Genomic DNA, 14,985 nt, shown 5'->3' with positions numbered 1-14,985 from the left:
TGGACAACCTCGCCACTCCCACGGGTGACGTCCGTGCCCCTCTCACCTCACCGCGGCGAGACCACGGCCCCGAGCAGACCGGGCCCGGTGTGGGCCCCGATCACCGCGCCGACCTCGCTGACATGCAGGTCGGCCAGCCCGGGAACCCGCTCGCGCAGACGGTCGGCCAGGGCGGACGCCCGGTCGGGGGCGGCGAGATGGTGGACGGCGATGTCGACGGGGGCGTTGCCCGCCCGTTCGGCGACGATCTCCTCCAGGCGGGCGATCGCCTTGGATGCCGTCCGCACCTTCTCCAGGGGTTCGATCCTGCCGTCGTCCAGCTGGAGCAGCGGCTTGACCGCGAGCGCGGAACCGAGCAGTGCCTGTGCGGCCCCGATCCGTCCGCCGCGGCGCAGGTAGTCGAGGGTGTCGACGTAGAAGTAGGCGGATGTGCCCGCTGCCCGTTTCTCCGCGGCCGTGACGGCCTCGTCCGCCGTGCCGCCCGCCTCGGCCGTCCGGGCCGCGGCGAGCGCGCAGAAGCCGAGGGCCATCGCGATCATCCCGGTGTCCACGACGCGCACCGGCACCGGTGCCTCGCGCGCGGCGAGGACCGCCGCGTCGTAGGTGCCCGAGAGCTCGGCGGACAGGTGGAGGGAGACGATGCCGGCGGCCCCGGACCGGGCGATCTTGCGGTACGTCTCGGCGAAGAGTTCGGGGCTGGGCCGCGAGGTGGTGACCGGCCGTCGCTTCTGCAGCGCCTGGGCCAGGGACCGGGTCGAGATCTCGGTGCCCTCCTCCAGGGCGCGGTCGCCCAGGACCACGGTCAGGGGTACCGCGGTGATGCCGTGCCGCTCCATCGTCCGGGCCGGGAGGTAGGCCGTTGAATCGGTGACGATCGCGACATGGCGGGACATGAGCTGGAGGCTACCTGGCCTAGGGCCCATGCGGCAGCCCGGCCCCGGCGACCGGGCACGGCACGGCTTCCGCTCAGGTGGTGTTCTCCGGGCGGGCCTTCTTCTGCCAGGGGTACGCGGGGCGCGGGTCGGGCGGGGTGATGGCGGGCCGCGTCGGTTCCTGCGCGGGACCCGGCTCGGAGGTCCCGGGCCGGCTCCGCCGGGCGGCCCGGCCGTCGGCGGACGGTGCCTCGGGCCAGGGCGGCGGCGGCGCCGCGGCGGGCTCCGTCTCCGTCCAGTGCCGCAGGGCGCCCGCCTCGACGTCGATCTGTGCGCTCAGCGTGTCCAGGTCGTCGTCCGCGAAGCGGCGGGCGCGGTCACGGGCCGCCCAGCGCAGGGCGTCCGCCGAACCGGTGATCCGCTCGGTGCGCTCGCGCAGGGCGGGCAGCCGCTCGCCGAGCGTGGCCCGGTCGGGCTCGGACTCCAGCCGCCTGAGCTCGGCGTCCAGTTCGTGTCCGTGGGCGCTGAGCCGCTCGAAGAGGGCGAGGGACTCCTTGAGGGACTCGTCCTCGGCCACGCCCGCGTGCAGCGCGTCCTGCGTGGCACGCATCGAGGTGCGCAGCGTCAGCCGCAGCTGCGCGATCTCCCCCGCCGGGCCCGTCTGCACGAGGGACTTGGCGCGCAGGGTGTGGTCCTCGACCGTGCGGCGGGCCTGCGTGATGTGGCGGTCGGCGCTGCGCTTGGCGGCGCCGACGGCCTTCACCGTGGCGTAGGCGCCCAGCACGAGAGCGAGCACGAAGAGCAGGCCGAAGACTGCGATCACTGCTTCCACGAAGCTCCTCCTCGGACCGTCCGGTCTGCCTGCCACCAGGCCGCGGCACCCGCCGTGCCGCTCTTCCACGGTAAACGCAGCGGGCAGGCCCGGAGTTCCGACGAAACCCCGAACCTGCCCGTAGGGGACCACCCCGACCTCAGCGGCACCACCGCGCCGGCGTCACGCCGGGACGATGTTCACCAGCTTCGGCGCCCGCACGATGACCTTGCGGATCCCGGCCCCGCCCAGCGCGGCCACGACCTTCTCGTCGGCCAGCGCGACCTTCTCCAGCTCCTCCTCGGAGATGGACGGGGAGACCTCCAGCCGTGCCTTGACCTTGCCCTTGATCTGCACGACGCAGGTCACGGTCTCGTCCACGACGTAGGCCGGGTCGGCGACGGGGAAGTCCTGGTGCACGACCGAGTCGGTGTGGCCCAGCCTGCGCCACAGCTCCTCGGCGACGTGCGGGGCCAGCGGCGCGATCAGCAGGACCAGCGGCTCGGCGACCGAGCGCGGGATCGGCCCGCCCGACTTCGTCAGGTGGTTGTTCAGCTCGGTGACCTTGGCGATGGCGGTGTTGAACCGCATGCCCTCCAGGTCCTGGCGCACGCCGTCGATCGCCTTGTGCAGGGCGCGCAGGGTGTCCTCGTCGGGCGCGGCCTCCGACAGCGCCACCTCACCGCTGCTCTCGTCGACGACGTTGCGCCACAGGCGCTGCAGCAGGCGGAACTGGCCCACCACCGCACGCGTGTCCCACGGCCGGGAGACGTCCAGCGGGCCCATCGCCATCTCGTACAGGCGCAGCGTGTCGGCGCCGTACTCGGCGCAGATCTCGTCCGGGGTGACCGCGTTCTTCAGGGACTTGCCCATCTTGCCCAGCAGCCGGGAGACCTTCTCGCCCTGGTACCAGTAGGCGCCGTCGCGCTCCTCCACCTCGGCGGCCGGCACCGCGATGCCGCGGCTGTCCCGGTAGACGTAGGCCTGGATCATGCCCTGGTTGAACAGCTTGTGGAACGGCTCCGCCGAGGAGACGTGCCCCAGGTCGTACAGGACCTTGGACCAGAAGCGCGCGTACAGCAGGTGCAGCACGGCGTGCTCGGCGCCGCCGACGTACAGGTCGACGCCGCCGTGCGGCCGGCCCTCGCGCGGGCCCATCCAGTACTGCTCGATCTCCGGGTCGACCAGCTTCTCGGAGTTGTGCGGGTCCAGGTAGCGCAGCTCGTACCAGCAGGAGCCGGCCCAGTTGGGCATGGTGTTGGTCTCGCGCCGGTACTTCTTCGGGCCGTCGCCCAGGTCCAGGGTGACGTTGACCCAGTCCTCGTTGCGCGACAGCGGCGTCTCGGGCTGGGTGTCGGCGTCGTCCGGGTCGAAGGTGCGCGGGGAGTAGTCCTCGACCTCGGGCAGCTCCAGCGGCAGCATCGACTCGGGCAGGGCGTGGGCGATGCCGTCCTCGTCGTAGACGATCGGGAAGGGCTCGCCCCAGTAGCGCTGGCGGCTGAACAGCCAGTCGCGCAGGCGGAAGTTGACGGTGCCCTCGCCGGTGCCGGTGCGCTCCAGCCACTCGGTGATGCGCGCCTTGGCCTCGACGACGCCCAGGCCGTCCAGGGAGACGCCCTCACCCGAGGAGTTGATGATCTTCGCGTCGTAGGACGCGAAGGCCTCCTCCCACGTCGAGGTGTCGGTGCCACGGCCGTCGGTCGGCTCGACCACGCAGGTGATCGGCAGCTCGAAGGCGCGCGCGAACTCGAAGTCGCGCGTGTCGTGCGCCGGCACGGCCATGATCGCGCCGGTGCCGTAGCCCATCAGGACGTAGTCGGCGATGAAGACCGGGATCCGCTCGCCGTTGACCGGGTTGGTCGCGTACGTGCCGATGAAGACGCCGGTCTTGTCCTTGGCCTCGGCCTGCCGTTCGACGTCGGACTTGGACGCGGCCTGCGCCCGGTAGGCGGCGACGGCGTCGGCCGGGGTGGCGTGGCCGCCGGTCCACACCTCGTGGGTGCCCTCGGGCCAGGCGGCCGGGGTGAACTTCTCGACCAGCGGGTGCTCGGGCGCCAGCACCATGTAGGTCGCGCCGAACAGGGTGTCGGGACGGGTGGTGAAGACGGTGATGCGCTCGCCGTCGATCGGGAAGTCGACGCGGGCACCCTCGGAGCGGCCGATCCAGTTGCGCTGCTGCAGCTTGATGGCCTCGGGCCAGTCCAGCTCGTCCAGGTCCTCCAGCAGCCGGTCGGCGTAGGCGGTGATGCGCATGTTCCACTGGCGCAGCTTGGCCTTGAAGACGGGGAAGTTGCCGCGCTCGGAGCGGCCGTCGGCGGTGACCTCCTCGTTGGCCAGCACGGTGCCCAGGCCGGGGCACCAGTTGACGGGCGCGTCGGAGGCGTAGGCCAGGCGGAACTCGCCCAGGACGTCGGCGCGCTCGGCGGCGTTCAGCTCGTTCCAGCCGCGTCCGGGGTGGCCCGGGATCGCCCGCTCACCGGCTGCGAACTGGGCGATCAGCTCGGAGATCGGGCGGGCCTTCCTCGCCTCCTGGTCGTACCAGGAGTTGAAGATCTGCAGGAAGATCCACTGGGTCCACTTGTAGTACTCCGGGTCGATCGTGGCGAACGACCGGCGCTTGTCGTGGCCCAGGCCCAGCCGGCGCAGCTGGGCCTTCATGTTCTCCATGTTGGCCTCGGTGGACACGCGCGGGTGCGTGCCGGTCTGCACGGCGTACTGCTCGGCGGGCAGGCCGAAGGCGTCGAAGCCCAGGGTGTGCAGGACGTTGTGGCCGGTCATCCGCTGGAACCGGGCGAAGACGTCGGTGGCGATGTACCCCAGGGGGTGACCGACGTGCAGGCCGGCACCGGACGGGTACGGGAACATGTCCATGATGAACTTCTTGGGCCTGGCGGCCAGCTCCGGGTCGCCCGCCAGGTCACCCTTCGGGTTCGGTGCGGCGTACGTGCCCTCGGCGTCCCAGAAGTCCTGCCAGCGTGCCTCGATCTCGGCGGCCATGGCGGCCGTGTAGCGGTGCGGCGCGGCAACCTCGGAAGTCGCCGCGGGGTTCGTCTCGCTCATGATCCTCAAAGCTCCATCGATCGTCTCTGCCAGCGGCTGCGACATTCAAGAAATGAAAAATCCCCTCGCACAGGAGGGGACGCCGCGCCGATTCCGACCACGAATCACCGGTGGTCGGCACTGATCAGCGCGGCTCGCTAAGCAGAAGGCGTACGGCACGCATGGCGTCAGGGTACCGCAGACCTCTCGCGGGCTGCGACGGGCTTCCGGCCCGCCCGAACCTGAACCAAGGTCAAAGGTTACTCCGCGTAACAGTAGCTATGGGACATCACAACAACCGCATTGTCGTTTGATAACAACGCAATAACTCAAACCTCGTACCCGCGGGTATGGCGCCACTTAGAGTGCGGCACCGGGACCGCTTTCCCGAAACCGCTCGGAGTCGCCCCCATGAACCCTCCTCTGGAACCACCCCGCAGTACCCGCCCGCTCCCTCCCCGCCCCGCGACGTGGGGAGGCAGGCCGTGACGACGGACAGCACGGCGGACGACTCGTTCGCGGAGTTCCTCGACTTCGGTGCCGGCGTCCTCGCACTCGTCTGCCTCAGCTGCTCGGTGATCTGGGGACTCGTCGCCCAGGACCGGATCCTCCTCGACGCCCGCCGGCGGATCCTGGCCCAGGCGGTGCACCGGGTCACCGCGGTCGCCTCGATCGTCTTCCTGCTGGTGCACATCGGGGTCAAGCTGGCCCTGGAGCACACCACGTGGGTCGCCGCGGTGATCCCCTTCGGACTCCTGGCCACGGACGACGAGGCGTTCGGCGGCAGGGCCGTCCTCATCGGCCTCGGCACACTGGCCGGGCTGCTCATGCTCTTCGTGGGCGTCACCGGCGTCCTGCGCAACCGCTTCGCGTCCCCGGCACCGGTCGCCGCCCGCTGGCGGGCCATGCACATGCTGGCCTACCCGGCGTGGTGCGCGGCGCTCCTGCACGGCCTCTACGCGGGTCGCGCGGCCAAGCCGGTGTTCACGCTCCTGTACGGCCTGTCCGTGCTCGGTGTCATGGCGGCCCTGGCCCTGCGCGCCGCGCCCCGGCCGGTCAAGCGCCGGGTCGCCGACACCGTCACCGGGCTGTTCGGGAACGCCGGGACGCCCGCCCGCGAGGAACGCCGGGAGAGCAGGGCCGAGGCGGCGGGGTCCGCACTGCCCGGCTACGAGGGCCGACGGGGCCCCCGGCCCGGCACACCGTCCCCGTCCGCACCGCTGTACGAGCCCGCGGAGCGCCTCGCGCCCCAGGAGCCCCCGAGCGGCTTCTCCGCGGCCTACCGGGCCGTCTCCGGCTCCCCGCGCGCGCGGCGGCGGCCGTCCGCGGCCGAGCCGACCGCGCCGATGCAGCTGCCGCCGGACATGCGCCCGACCGAGGCGATGCCCCTCGTGGACGGCGGCAGCGGCACCTCGGGCAGCTGGCCGATCCCGTCCCCGCCGCCGGTCGGCGAGGCACCCCCCTCGGCCTACGACCCGCTCAACGACACCGGCTACACCGTCCCGGCCTACGGCGCCCCGGGCGTCCCCGGCCACGGCGGGAGTGATGTGTACGACACCGGTGAGACGAACCCCCTCCTCGGCACGTACATCCCGAACGACACGTACAACAGCGGTCCCGCCACTGAACCAGCCCCCGGTGCGTCGTACGACTCGTCCTACGACTTCGACGCACCGGGTTCGGGCGAACCTTGGAACACGCCTTCCGGAGGCCACAAGTGAACGAGGCCCTGCCCGACGTCCCCGAAGTCCGCGTGGTCGGTCTTCCTCAGCTCACGTCGGGTTTCGACCTTGTCGAAAGACTGGATCTGCCCATGCACCTGAAGGTGCACGGGCCGCTCGAACCGATGGGCGGCGAGCAGCTCGCGCAGCTCGCCGAACGCATCAACCTCAGGGGCCGCGGCGGCGCGGGCTTCCCCTTCCACAAGAAGCTGCGCTCGGTCGCCGAATCGGCGATCAAGCGCGGTGTACGGCCGGTCGTCGTCGTCAACGGCAGCGAGGACGAGCCGGCCTGCCGCAAGGACACGGTGCTGATCAACCGTGCTCCGCACCTCATCCTGGACGGCGCGCTGCTGTGTGCCGAGGCGCTGGGCGCCCGCACCCTCGTGGTCGGCGTCACCCGTGAGTCCACGCAGCGCTCCATGGAGGCCGCCCTCGCCGAGCGGGGCCTGAGCAACGGGCGCCGATCGGCCCTCCGCGCGCGCGTGCAGCGCAATCCGGTGCGGATGGTCACCGGCGCCGCGGCCTCGCTGATCCGCTCCATCGACGGCGGCCCGGCGATCCCGCCCGGCCGCAAGATCAGCGCGTCGAAGAGCGGCGTGGGCGGCGCGCCGACGCTGCTGTCCAACGCCGAGACGTTCGCCCAACTGGCCATCGCCGCCCGCATCGGTCCCGAGCGCTACGGCAACACCGGCCTGTACGACGAACCGGGCACCGTCATGCTGACCGTCTCCGGCGCCGTGGCCCGCCCGATGGTGATCGAGGTCCCCACGGGCGTCCCGCTGCGCTACGTCCTCCAGCTCGCCGGCGCCCCGCCGGTGCCCCAGGGCGTGCTGACGGGCGGGTACCACGGCAAGTGGATCGACGCCGCGACGGTCGACGAGGCGATCGTCTCCCGCAACTCCCTGCAGCAGGTCGGCGGTTCGCTCGGCGCGGGAGCGGTCCTGCCGATCAGTCAGGACACCTGCCCGCTGGGCGAGTCGCTGCGCGTGGCCCAGTGGCTCGCGGAGGAGAGCGCGGGCCAGTGCGGCCCCTGCTACCTCGGTCTGCCGGCCGCCGCGCGCGGCCTGGAGGACATCCTGAACGGCGGCGGGCCGGCCGCCCTGGAGGCGCTCAAGCAGGTCGCGGGCAACGTCAAGCGGCGCGGCGCGTGCTCCCACCCGGACGGTTCGGCGATGTTCCTGGAGTCGACCGTCAAGGCGTTCACGGACGACCTCGCGGCCCATGTCCTCGGCAACGGCTGCGGGCGGCCCGTGCAGGGCGTGCTGCCGCTCTTCGAGGGGGGCAGGGCCCCTACGGGCGTCCCCGGCGGCGGCTCCGAGGAGAACGGGCCCAGCCGCCAGAAGATCTACGTCGACTGGACGCTGTGCCGCGGCCACGGGCTGTGCGCGGACATCCTGCCGGAGGTCTTCCAGCTCGGCGCGGACGGTTTCCCGACCGTGGCGCAGGCCGACGTACCGCGCTTCGCGGAGGCCAAGGCCGTGCGCGCGGTGCGCCGCTGTCCGGCGCTCGCCCTGCGCATCGAGGAGGACACACGCGCGCAGGCCCCGTCCTCGCGCACGAACCTGCCGGTCCTCTCCCAGGGCCGCGGACGGCGCGCACTGGGCCGCTGAGATCCGCCGCGTACGAACAAACCCCCCGGATCACCGATCCGGGGGGTTTCCCTGTGGAGCTAAGGAGAATTGAACTCCTGACCTCCTGCATGCCATGCAGGCGCTCTACCAACTGAGCTATAGCCCCTTGCCTTGCTCCGCCCGGTTTCCCCGGCGGCGACGCCAACATTACACGGTCGACCCGGCCCAACACCAAATCGTTTCCGTTCTGTCCGATTTGGCGGCAAATGTACTTCGACTAGGCGGTCACGAACGAGTAGAACCGCTTGAGCGTGCAGTGCTCCTCGAGCAGCCGGCCGTAGATCGGCTCACCCTCGAGTTCCCGATACGTCTCGATCGGGTCGCCCTTTATGATCAGCGCCCGCGCGCACTCCTCGCACCAGTACTGGTAGTCCGGGTTGACCGGCTCCATGTCGCGGACGATCGGAGTGCCACTGCCGCACCAGTCGCACTTTCGCCTGTGTGCACCCATCGATCAGCTCCAGCTGTGGCCGCAGGCCGTGCACACGTAGGAGATTCCGCCGTTGTCGCCCAGGACTTGGGCGACGTGCCCGGATCCGCAGGAAGGGCAGCTGAGGCGGGTGACCGTGCCCCGTGTCACCGTCGCCCCGCGGAGGTGGTCGACCTCCTCGAGCCTGCTCGCAGGCATCGCTACTCCCTCCCGTCGGGCCGCGCCCCCTTCCGGCCGTTTGATTCTGCCACGGACGGACCAATACGGTCAGCGACGCCTCAGTACCAGTCCGGACACGGAGCCTCACAGAGGTATACGCCCGGCGGGCGCCGACCGCTCAAGCGGGCACGACGAAAAAATCCCGCCCCCTGTGGGGACGGGATTCGTTCGTGAACCTGTGGAGCTAAGGAGAATTGAACTCCTGACCTCCTGCATGCCATGCAGGCGCTCTACCAACTGAGCTATAGCCCCTTGTGCCACGCGGCGGAGCCGCATGGTGTTTCGCCCCGCTCGGCGGGGCGAACAAGAAGAACTTTAGCCTGTGACCTGCCGGAAAGTGAAATCCGGGGTTCACGCGCCGGGTGACGGCCGGCCGGGCCGCTCAGTCGTCGTCGCCGAGCACCGGCTCCGGCAGCGTGCCGGCGTTGTGCTCCAGCAGCCGCCAGCCGCGGGCGCCCTCGCCGAGGACCGACCAGCAGCAGTTGGTCAGGCCGCCGAGGCTCTCCCAGTTGTGCGGGTCGAGACCGAGGAGGCGGCCGATGGTGGTGCGGATCGTGCCGCCGTGGCTGACCACGACGAGCGTGCCGTCCTCGGGGAGCTTCTCGGCGTGCCGGAGCACCACGGGAGCGGCGCGGTCGGCGACCTCGGTCTCCAGCTCGCCGCCGCCGCGGCGGACCGGCTCACCGCGCTTCCACGCCGTGTACTCCGCGCCGTGCCGGGCGATGATCTCCTCGTGCGTCAGCCCCTGCCAGACGCCCGCGTAGGTCTCCCGCAGCCCCTCCTCCAGGGTCACCTCGAGGTTGGTGAGCTCGGCGAGCTCGGCGGCCGTGTGCGCGGCCCGTTTGAGGTCGGAGGCGACGATGGCGTCCGGCCTCAGGTTGACCAGCAGCCGGGCGGCCCGGCGGGCCTGGGCGACGCCGGTCTCGGTGAGTTCGACGTCCGTGGAGCCCTGGAAGCGGCGCTCCACGTTCCAGGAGGTCTGGCCGTGCCGCCAGAGGATGATGCGGCGGCCGCGGCCGGCCTTCTGTGCCGTCACCTCACCCGTGGCGCTCATCGCCAGTCCCCGTCGGGCTCCGTCGCCTCCTCGGCGGCCTTCAGCCTGGCGTGCTCCTCGGCCTTGCCGCGGGTCGCCTTGGCGTCGGCGGGCAGCTCCAGCTCGGGGCAGTCCTTCCACAGCCGCTCCAGGGCGTAGAAGACGCGCTCCTCGCTGTGCTGGACGTGCACGACGATGTCGACGTAGTCGAGCAGGACCCAGCGGGCCTCGCGGTCGCCCTCGCGGCGCACCGGCTTGGCGCCGAGTTCCTTGTTCAGCCGCTCCTCGATCTCGTCGACGATCGACTTGACCTGGCGGTCGTTGGGCGCGGAGGCCAGCAGGAAGGCGTCCGTGATCGACAGCACGTCGCTGACGTCGTAGGCGATGATGTCGTGCGCGAGCTTGTCGGCGGCCGCCTGCGCGGCGGTGTTGATGAGTTCCAGAGAGCGGTCGGTCGCGGTCACTGCGTGGCTTTCGGTCGGCGGTCGATTGACCTCAAGGGTCTCACGACCGCCGACGGCACCTCACGTGTTGAACGACCTCGCCTCCTACGACGCCGGTTCGTAGTCCTGGCCGAGGACCACCGCGACGTCGGCGTTCGCGGAGACCTTGCCCTGGGCGACGGAGCCGTCCGGCAGGCCCAGGGTCTTGGCGACCTCGGTGGCGTGCTCCTTGTCCGCGGCGTCCGCGTAGAACACCTTCGACGTGGGCTGGGCGGCGGAGGCGGTGCCGCCCTCCAGGAAGGTGAAGCCGCCGTTGAGGAGGACGACGCGGGCCTTCGCGGCGCGGTCCTTCACGCCGGTCGCGTTCTGGACGGAGACACTGACGGCCGCGTCCTTGTCGGGGCTCTTCGCGGTGCCGCCGAGGATGTCCTTGACCACGCTGTCGCTGGTCTCGGCGCTCAGCGAGCCGTCGTCCTGGACCGGCAGCAGGGCCGTTTCGAAGTCGCCGCCCTTGGCGCGGTCGGCGAGCCCGGCGAGGAAGGAGCCGAGGTCCTTGTCGGTCAGCGGCGGGTCGAGGATCAGCCCCAGGGTCTGGATCGTGGTCGTCGCGGCCTGCGGGTCCGAGGACAGCTTGCGCAGCACGCCCTGCATGACCTGCCCGAACCGCTCCAGCTGGGCGTCGGCGGATTCGCCGGAGCCCTGGTGGGTGGCGTAGGCGACGGCCATCTTGCCGCTGAGGGTCTGGTTCTCGCCCTTGCGGACGAGGGGCGCGGCTCCCTTGCTCTTGGCCGCCGGGTCGGGGACGTCCGCGTCGGTGTCGACCTCGATGTTGCCGACGAGGTCGACGAGGATCTGGAGGTAGGGGGTGTCCAGCCGCCAGGTGCCCTCGATGTCGGTGCCGAGGACGGAGTCGAGCGCGGTGCGGGTCGCGTCGGGGCCGGCGTCGTCGACCGACTTGGCGAGCGTGGTGGTGGTGCCGTCGTCGCCGGTCAGGCCGAGTGAGTTGGGCAGCAGCACGGCGGTGCCCTGCTTGGTGGTGGTGTTGTCGACGAGCAGCACCGTGGAGGTGCCGCCCTGCTTGGTGTCGTGCAGGTGGACGGCGATCACGTCGCGCTTCTGGGCCGCAGCGGCCGTCGTACCGCCCGCGCCGGAGTCCGAGGACGACAGACCGGGCAGCTTCCCCGCGTACCAGAGGTAGCCGACGCCGCCGACCGCGACCAGGGCCAGGACGACGACCAGGGCGATGACACGGCTGCGGGCCCGCCGCCGGGCCTCCTCACGGCGCTCGGTGCGGTTCTCGGTGAACTTGAGCCAGTCGATGACGTCCTCGGAGTCGTCCGTCGGCTCCTCGACGAAGGCGAACTGCTCGGTCCGGTAGTCCGGGGCGCCGGGATCCGCGGACGCCTCGGGGCCCGGTTCCTCCGGCGGACCGGCCTGCTGCGGGATGTAGGCGGTCTGCTCGGCGACCCGGGACTGCCGCCCGCTCGTCGCGGCCTGCCCGTACGGGTCGTACGCCGGCTGCCCGGCCCGGCCGCCCTGGGGGGTGCCGTAGCCGTCGTACGGGTCGTGGGCGGGCGTGGGCGGCTGCTGACCGGTGTCGTGGCCGCCCTGGGTGCCGTAGGCGTCGTAGGAGCCGTACTGCGGCGCGGCCTGCTGTCCGCCGGCGGCGTAGGGGTCGTAGCCGTAGCCCTGCTGCGCGTACGGGTCGTACTGCTGCTGCCCGCCGGGCTGGGCCGGGGCCTGGCGGTACACCGGCCGGCCGTACTCGTCGTAGCCGACGAGCTCGTACTGGTCGCCGCCGTAGCCCGCGTCGTATCGGTCGTTCACCGGTGCCCCTCTCGGCTCACTCGCCGCGGTACAGCTGGCGCTTGTCGATGTAGCGCACGACTCCGTCGGGCACCAGATACCAGACGGGATCTCCCTTGGCGACTCTCGCGCGGCAGTCGGTGGAGGAGATGGCCAGGGCGGGCACCTCGACGAGCGAGACACCGCCCTTGGGCAGCCCTGCGTCGGTCAGGTGGTGGCCCGGCCGGGTGACGCCGATGAAGTGGGCGAGGGAGAACAGTTCCTCGCTGTCGCGCCAGGTGAGGATCTGGGCGAGGGCGTCGGCTCCGGTGATGAAGAACAGGTCCGTGTCCGGGTTGAGGGCGCGCAGGTCGCGCAGCGTGTCCACGGTGTAGGTGGGGCCGCCGCGGTCGATGTCGATGCGGCTCACCGAGAACTGCGGGTTCTCGACGGTCGCGACGACGGTCATCAGGTAGCGGTCCTCGGCCGCGGAGACCGCGCGGTGGCTCTTCTGCCAGGGCTGTCCGGTGGGGACGAACACCACCTCGTCGAGGTGGAACTGCGCGGCGACCTCACTGGCCGCGACGAGGTGCCCGTGGTGGATCGGGTCGAAGGTGCCGCCCATGACGCCGAGGCGGCGCTTGCCCGATCGCGACGGGCCGTTGCCGGGGCCCGTGGCGCGACGGGGCTCGGGGCGGTGCCGCGCGCCGCTCGCCGTGTCCTGCGCCGGACCGGTAGGCATGTCCTGCTCTCCCATGCGTGCAGACCCTACCGGCCCGGTCCGAGCGGCCCGGCCGCCAGGGCCTTCGGCCCCGGATCCGCCCCTGCTCAGCGGTCGCGATTGAAGCGGGTGGTGATCCACAGCAGAAGCATCAGGGCGACGAACGCTCCGCCACCGGTGAGGTAGGGGCTCAGGCTCTCGTGGTTGCCGCCGTGCTCCTCGCCCTCGGCGGCGAGGGTGACCAACTGGGCAGCAGCGCTGTGGAAGCTCATCTTCGGCAGGACCTATCAGGTGTGGGCGGGATAAAGACGTCGGCTCATCGTATGCGGGCGCCCCGCGGGCGATCACGCCGACTCCGCCGTTGGGGACGGGCCGGGGAACCTTCGGATCGTCTCAGTCGTCCTTCCGCTTGTAGCCCCGGAGCAGGAACCACGCGGTCAGAGCACAGCCCACCAGCATCACGATCAGGACGACCCGGAAGAGATTCCCCGGGCCTTGCTGCTCGGCGGCAGTCGCGGCCTCGGCGAGCCAGGCGGCGCGGGGGGTGTACTCCATGGCGTGGTCTCCTTCGCTGTACTGCCCGTCCACGGTAACTCCGCCTAGGCTGGGCCCTGCTTCGGGGGCACAAAGGACCGCACACGGTCCGCAGAGGGCCACACACACGCGCATGGGGGAAGACATGTCCGACGGCCACCAGCACAACGGGCACGAGAGCGTGCCGAGCAGGCAGCGCAGGCGCTTCCCCGGGATCTCCTCACGCGCGTACGAGCACCCGGCCGACCGCAGCGCCCTCGTGGCACTGCGCAGGCTGAGCGGCTTCGACACGGTCTTCAAGGCCCTCAGCGGTCTGCTGCCCGAGCGGAGCCTGAGGCTGCTGTTCCTGTCCGACTCGGTGCGCGTCTCGGACCGGCAGTTCGCCCACCTCAACGACATGCTGCGGGACGCCTGCTACATCCTGGACCTGGAGAAGGTCCCGCCGATGTACGTGAACCAGGACCCGACGCCGAACGCGATGTGCATCGGCCTGGACGAGCCGATCATCGTCGTCACCACGGGGCTCGTCGAGCTGCTCGACGAGGAGGAGATGCGGGCGGTCATCGGGCACGAGGTCGGCCACGCGCTGTCCGGGCACGCCGTGTACCGGACCATACTGCTGTTCCTGACCAGCCTCGCCGTCCGGGTCGCCTGGATCCCGCTGGGCAACTTGGCGATCATGGCGATCGTGACCGCGCTGCGGGAGTGGTTCCGCAAGTCGGAGCTGTCCGCCGACCGCGCGGGACTGCTGGTCGGCCAGGACCTCCAGGCGTCCATGCGGGGGCTGATGAAGATCGCGGGCGGCAACCACCTGCACGAGATGAACGTCGACGCGTTCCTGGAACAGGCCGACGAGTACGAGGCCGGGGGCGACCTGCGCGACTCCGTGCTGAAGATCCTCAACGTGCTGCCCCGCTCCCACCCCTTCACGACCGTGCGGGCCGCCGAGCTGAAGAAGTGGGCCGCCTCGCGCGACCACCAGCGGATCATGGACGGCCACTACCCGCGGCGCGACGAGGACAGGGACACCTCGGTCAGGGACTCCTTCCGGGAGTCCGCGTCCAGCTACGCCACGCAGGTGCGCACCTCCAAGGACCCGCTGATGAAGCTGGTGAACGACATCGCGGGCGGGGCCGGGGACCTGGGCGAGCGGATGCGGCGGGGCTTCGGCGGCTTCACGGCCTCCCAGCCGAGGCCGCCCAAGGACTCGGACGGCCCGGAGAGGACCGAGGGCCCGACCGGCCCGGACAGCCCGGACGACCGCCCGCCGCACGACGGGGCCTGACGGCCGACCGGCCGGACGCGTCCGCAAGACCACCGGCCGGCTCACCGCGTCCCCGGGCAAGCCGCACGCCGCCCCGACCGCGTACCCGCCCGGTCGGCCGTGATCACGACCCCCCACGCCGAGCCCACCGAACGCCGCCCGCAAGACCCGCAGGCCGGTTGGGGGCGCCCCGCCCCCGGTGCGCCGCACTCCGCCCCGGCCGCATACCCACCCGGTCGCCCATGGCCACGACCCCCCACGCCGAGCCCACCGAACGCCGCCCGCAAGGCCCGCAGGCCGACCGGACCGGCACCGGTGGCAGCGCACGCGGGCCGGTTGGGGGCCGCTGCAGTGGCCGGCTGGCCGGCGGGGGCGACTGCGTCCCGCCGCGCCGCCGTCGGCCGAGCGCCGGGCTTCGGCGGTGGGCGTCGGAGCGGCGGCAGTGGCCCATGCGGGCGGCAGCCGCTGGACCGCAGTCGCGG

General features: G+C 71.7%; 14 protein-coding genes and 2 tRNA genes. 3 read left to right on the top strand and 13 right to left on the bottom strand.

Features of this window, described 5'->3' with window-relative positions; genetic code table 11:
- Positions 1 to 47: 47 nt before the first annotated feature.
- The 3 genes from IE260_RS12685 to leuS form a co-directional block, all read right to left on the bottom strand.
- A complete protein-coding gene (locus IE260_RS12685; protein ID WP_189871056.1) occupies positions 48 to 893 on the bottom strand; it encodes a DegV family protein in 846 nt (281 codons plus the stop codon).
- Between the two features lie 73 nt (positions 894 to 966).
- The gene (locus tag IE260_RS12680) at positions 967 to 1,704 is read right to left on the bottom strand and encodes a hypothetical protein (protein WP_189871055.1); all 738 of its coding nucleotides are present in this window, start codon (positions 1,702 to 1,704) and stop codon (positions 967 to 969) included.
- A 162-nt stretch (positions 1,705 to 1,866) separates the two neighbouring features.
- Positions 1,867 to 4,743, bottom strand: coding sequence for a leucine--tRNA ligase (gene leuS / locus IE260_RS12675; protein ID WP_189871053.1), 2,877 nt, complete (start codon positions 4,741 to 4,743; stop codon positions 1,867 to 1,869).
- Between the two features lie 464 nt (positions 4,744 to 5,207).
- On the opposite strand from leuS, the gene IE260_RS12670 reads away from it, so the two are divergent.
- Positions 5,208 to 6,443: a ferric reductase-like transmembrane domain-containing protein gene (locus IE260_RS12670; RefSeq protein ID WP_189871051.1), complete on the top strand. Its 1,236-nt coding sequence runs from the start codon at positions 5,208 to 5,210 to the stop codon at positions 6,441 to 6,443.
- Entirely contained in the window at positions 6,440 to 8,053 is a 1,614-nt protein-coding gene (locus tag IE260_RS12665) for an NADH-quinone oxidoreductase subunit NuoF family protein (protein ID WP_189871049.1), read from the top strand. The genes IE260_RS12670 and IE260_RS12665 overlap by 4 nt, the downstream gene beginning before the upstream one ends.
- Positions 8,054 to 8,107: 54 nt before the next feature.
- On the opposite strand, the gene IE260_RS12660 is transcribed toward IE260_RS12665, so the two are convergent.
- The 10 genes from IE260_RS12660 to IE260_RS12615 all read right to left on the bottom strand — a co-directional run bounded on the left by IE260_RS12660 (position 8,108) and on the right by IE260_RS12615 (position 13,260).
- A tRNA-Ala gene (locus IE260_RS12660) sits at positions 8,108 to 8,180 on the bottom strand.
- A 111-nt stretch (positions 8,181 to 8,291) separates the two neighbouring features.
- Positions 8,292 to 8,525, bottom strand: a complete 234-nt coding sequence (locus IE260_RS12655; protein WP_003976229.1) for a hypothetical protein — start codon at positions 8,523 to 8,525, stop codon at positions 8,292 to 8,294.
- A gap of 3 nt (positions 8,526 to 8,528) precedes the next feature.
- Positions 8,529 to 8,702 carry a hypothetical protein gene (locus IE260_RS12650; protein WP_189871047.1) on the bottom strand — a complete coding sequence of 58 codons (174 nt, stop codon included), beginning with the start codon at positions 8,700 to 8,702 and terminating at the stop codon, positions 8,529 to 8,531.
- 200 nt (positions 8,703 to 8,902) lie between these two features.
- Positions 8,903 to 8,975 (bottom strand) — tRNA-Ala (locus tag IE260_RS12645).
- 130 nt (positions 8,976 to 9,105) lie between these two features.
- Entirely contained in the window at positions 9,106 to 9,777 is a 672-nt protein-coding gene (locus tag IE260_RS12640; RefSeq protein WP_189871045.1) for a histidine phosphatase family protein, read from the bottom strand.
- Positions 9,774 to 10,220, bottom strand: a complete 447-nt coding sequence (rsfS, locus tag IE260_RS12635; protein WP_189871043.1) for a ribosome silencing factor — start codon at positions 10,218 to 10,220, stop codon at positions 9,774 to 9,776. The genes IE260_RS12640 and rsfS overlap by 4 nt, the downstream gene beginning before the upstream one ends.
- A gap of 84 nt (positions 10,221 to 10,304) precedes the next feature.
- Positions 10,305 to 12,026, bottom strand: coding sequence for an LCP family protein (locus IE260_RS12630; RefSeq protein WP_189871041.1), 1,722 nt, complete (start codon positions 12,024 to 12,026; stop codon positions 10,305 to 10,307).
- Between the two features lie 16 nt (positions 12,027 to 12,042).
- Positions 12,043 to 12,741 carry a nicotinate-nucleotide adenylyltransferase gene (gene nadD, locus IE260_RS12625; protein WP_189871039.1) on the bottom strand — a complete coding sequence of 233 codons (699 nt, stop codon included), beginning with the start codon at positions 12,739 to 12,741 and terminating at the stop codon, positions 12,043 to 12,045.
- Positions 12,742 to 12,812: 71 nt separating this feature from the next.
- A complete protein-coding gene (locus tag IE260_RS12620; protein WP_189871037.1) occupies positions 12,813 to 12,977 on the bottom strand; it encodes a hypothetical protein in 165 nt (54 codons plus the stop codon).
- 121 nt (positions 12,978 to 13,098) lie between these two features.
- The gene (locus IE260_RS12615; RefSeq protein WP_189871035.1) at positions 13,099 to 13,260 is read right to left on the bottom strand and encodes a hypothetical protein; all 162 of its coding nucleotides are present in this window, start codon (positions 13,258 to 13,260) and stop codon (positions 13,099 to 13,101) included.
- A 124-nt stretch (positions 13,261 to 13,384) separates the two neighbouring features.
- Between IE260_RS12615 and IE260_RS12610 the strand changes: the two genes are divergently transcribed.
- A complete protein-coding gene (locus IE260_RS12610; protein ID WP_189871549.1) occupies positions 13,385 to 14,524 on the top strand; it encodes a M48 family metallopeptidase in 1,140 nt (379 codons plus the stop codon).
- Positions 14,525 to 14,985: the final 461 nt, after the last annotated feature.

The organism is Streptomyces viridiviolaceus (assembly GCF_014650995.1).
GTDB classification, from domain to species: domain Bacteria; phylum Actinomycetota; class Actinomycetes; order Streptomycetales; family Streptomycetaceae; genus Streptomyces; species Streptomyces viridiviolaceus.
Note: the sequence above shows the minus strand (reverse complement) of the source record. Positions and strands in the feature narration are given on the sequence as shown.

Coding starts and splice junctions, on each gene's coding strand:
- IE260_RS12650 (WP_189871047.1), bottom strand. CDS start 8,702: ATGCCTGCGAGCAGGCTCGAGGAGGTCGACCACCTCCGCGGGGCGACG.
- leuS (WP_189871053.1), bottom strand. CDS start 4,743: ATGAGCGAGACGAACCCCGCGGCGACTTCCGAGGTTGCCGCGCCGCAC.
- IE260_RS12610 (WP_189871549.1), top strand. CDS start 13,385: ATGTCCGACGGCCACCAGCACAACGGGCACGAGAGCGTGCCGAGCAGG.
- IE260_RS12615 (WP_189871035.1), bottom strand. CDS start 13,260: ATGGAGTACACCCCCCGCGCCGCCTGGCTCGCCGAGGCCGCGACTGCC.
- IE260_RS12655 (WP_003976229.1), bottom strand. CDS start 8,525: ATGGGTGCACACAGGCGAAAGTGCGACTGGTGCGGCAGTGGCACTCCG.
- IE260_RS12685 (WP_189871056.1), bottom strand. CDS start 893: ATGTCCCGCCATGTCGCGATCGTCACCGATTCAACGGCCTACCTCCCG.
- IE260_RS12640 (WP_189871045.1), bottom strand. CDS start 9,777: ATGAGCGCCACGGGTGAGGTGACGGCACAGAAGGCCGGCCGCGGCCGC.
- IE260_RS12620 (WP_189871037.1), bottom strand. CDS start 12,977: ATGAGCTTCCACAGCGCTGCTGCCCAGTTGGTCACCCTCGCCGCCGAG.
- nadD (WP_189871039.1), bottom strand. CDS start 12,741: ATGGGAGAGCAGGACATGCCTACCGGTCCGGCGCAGGACACGGCGAGC.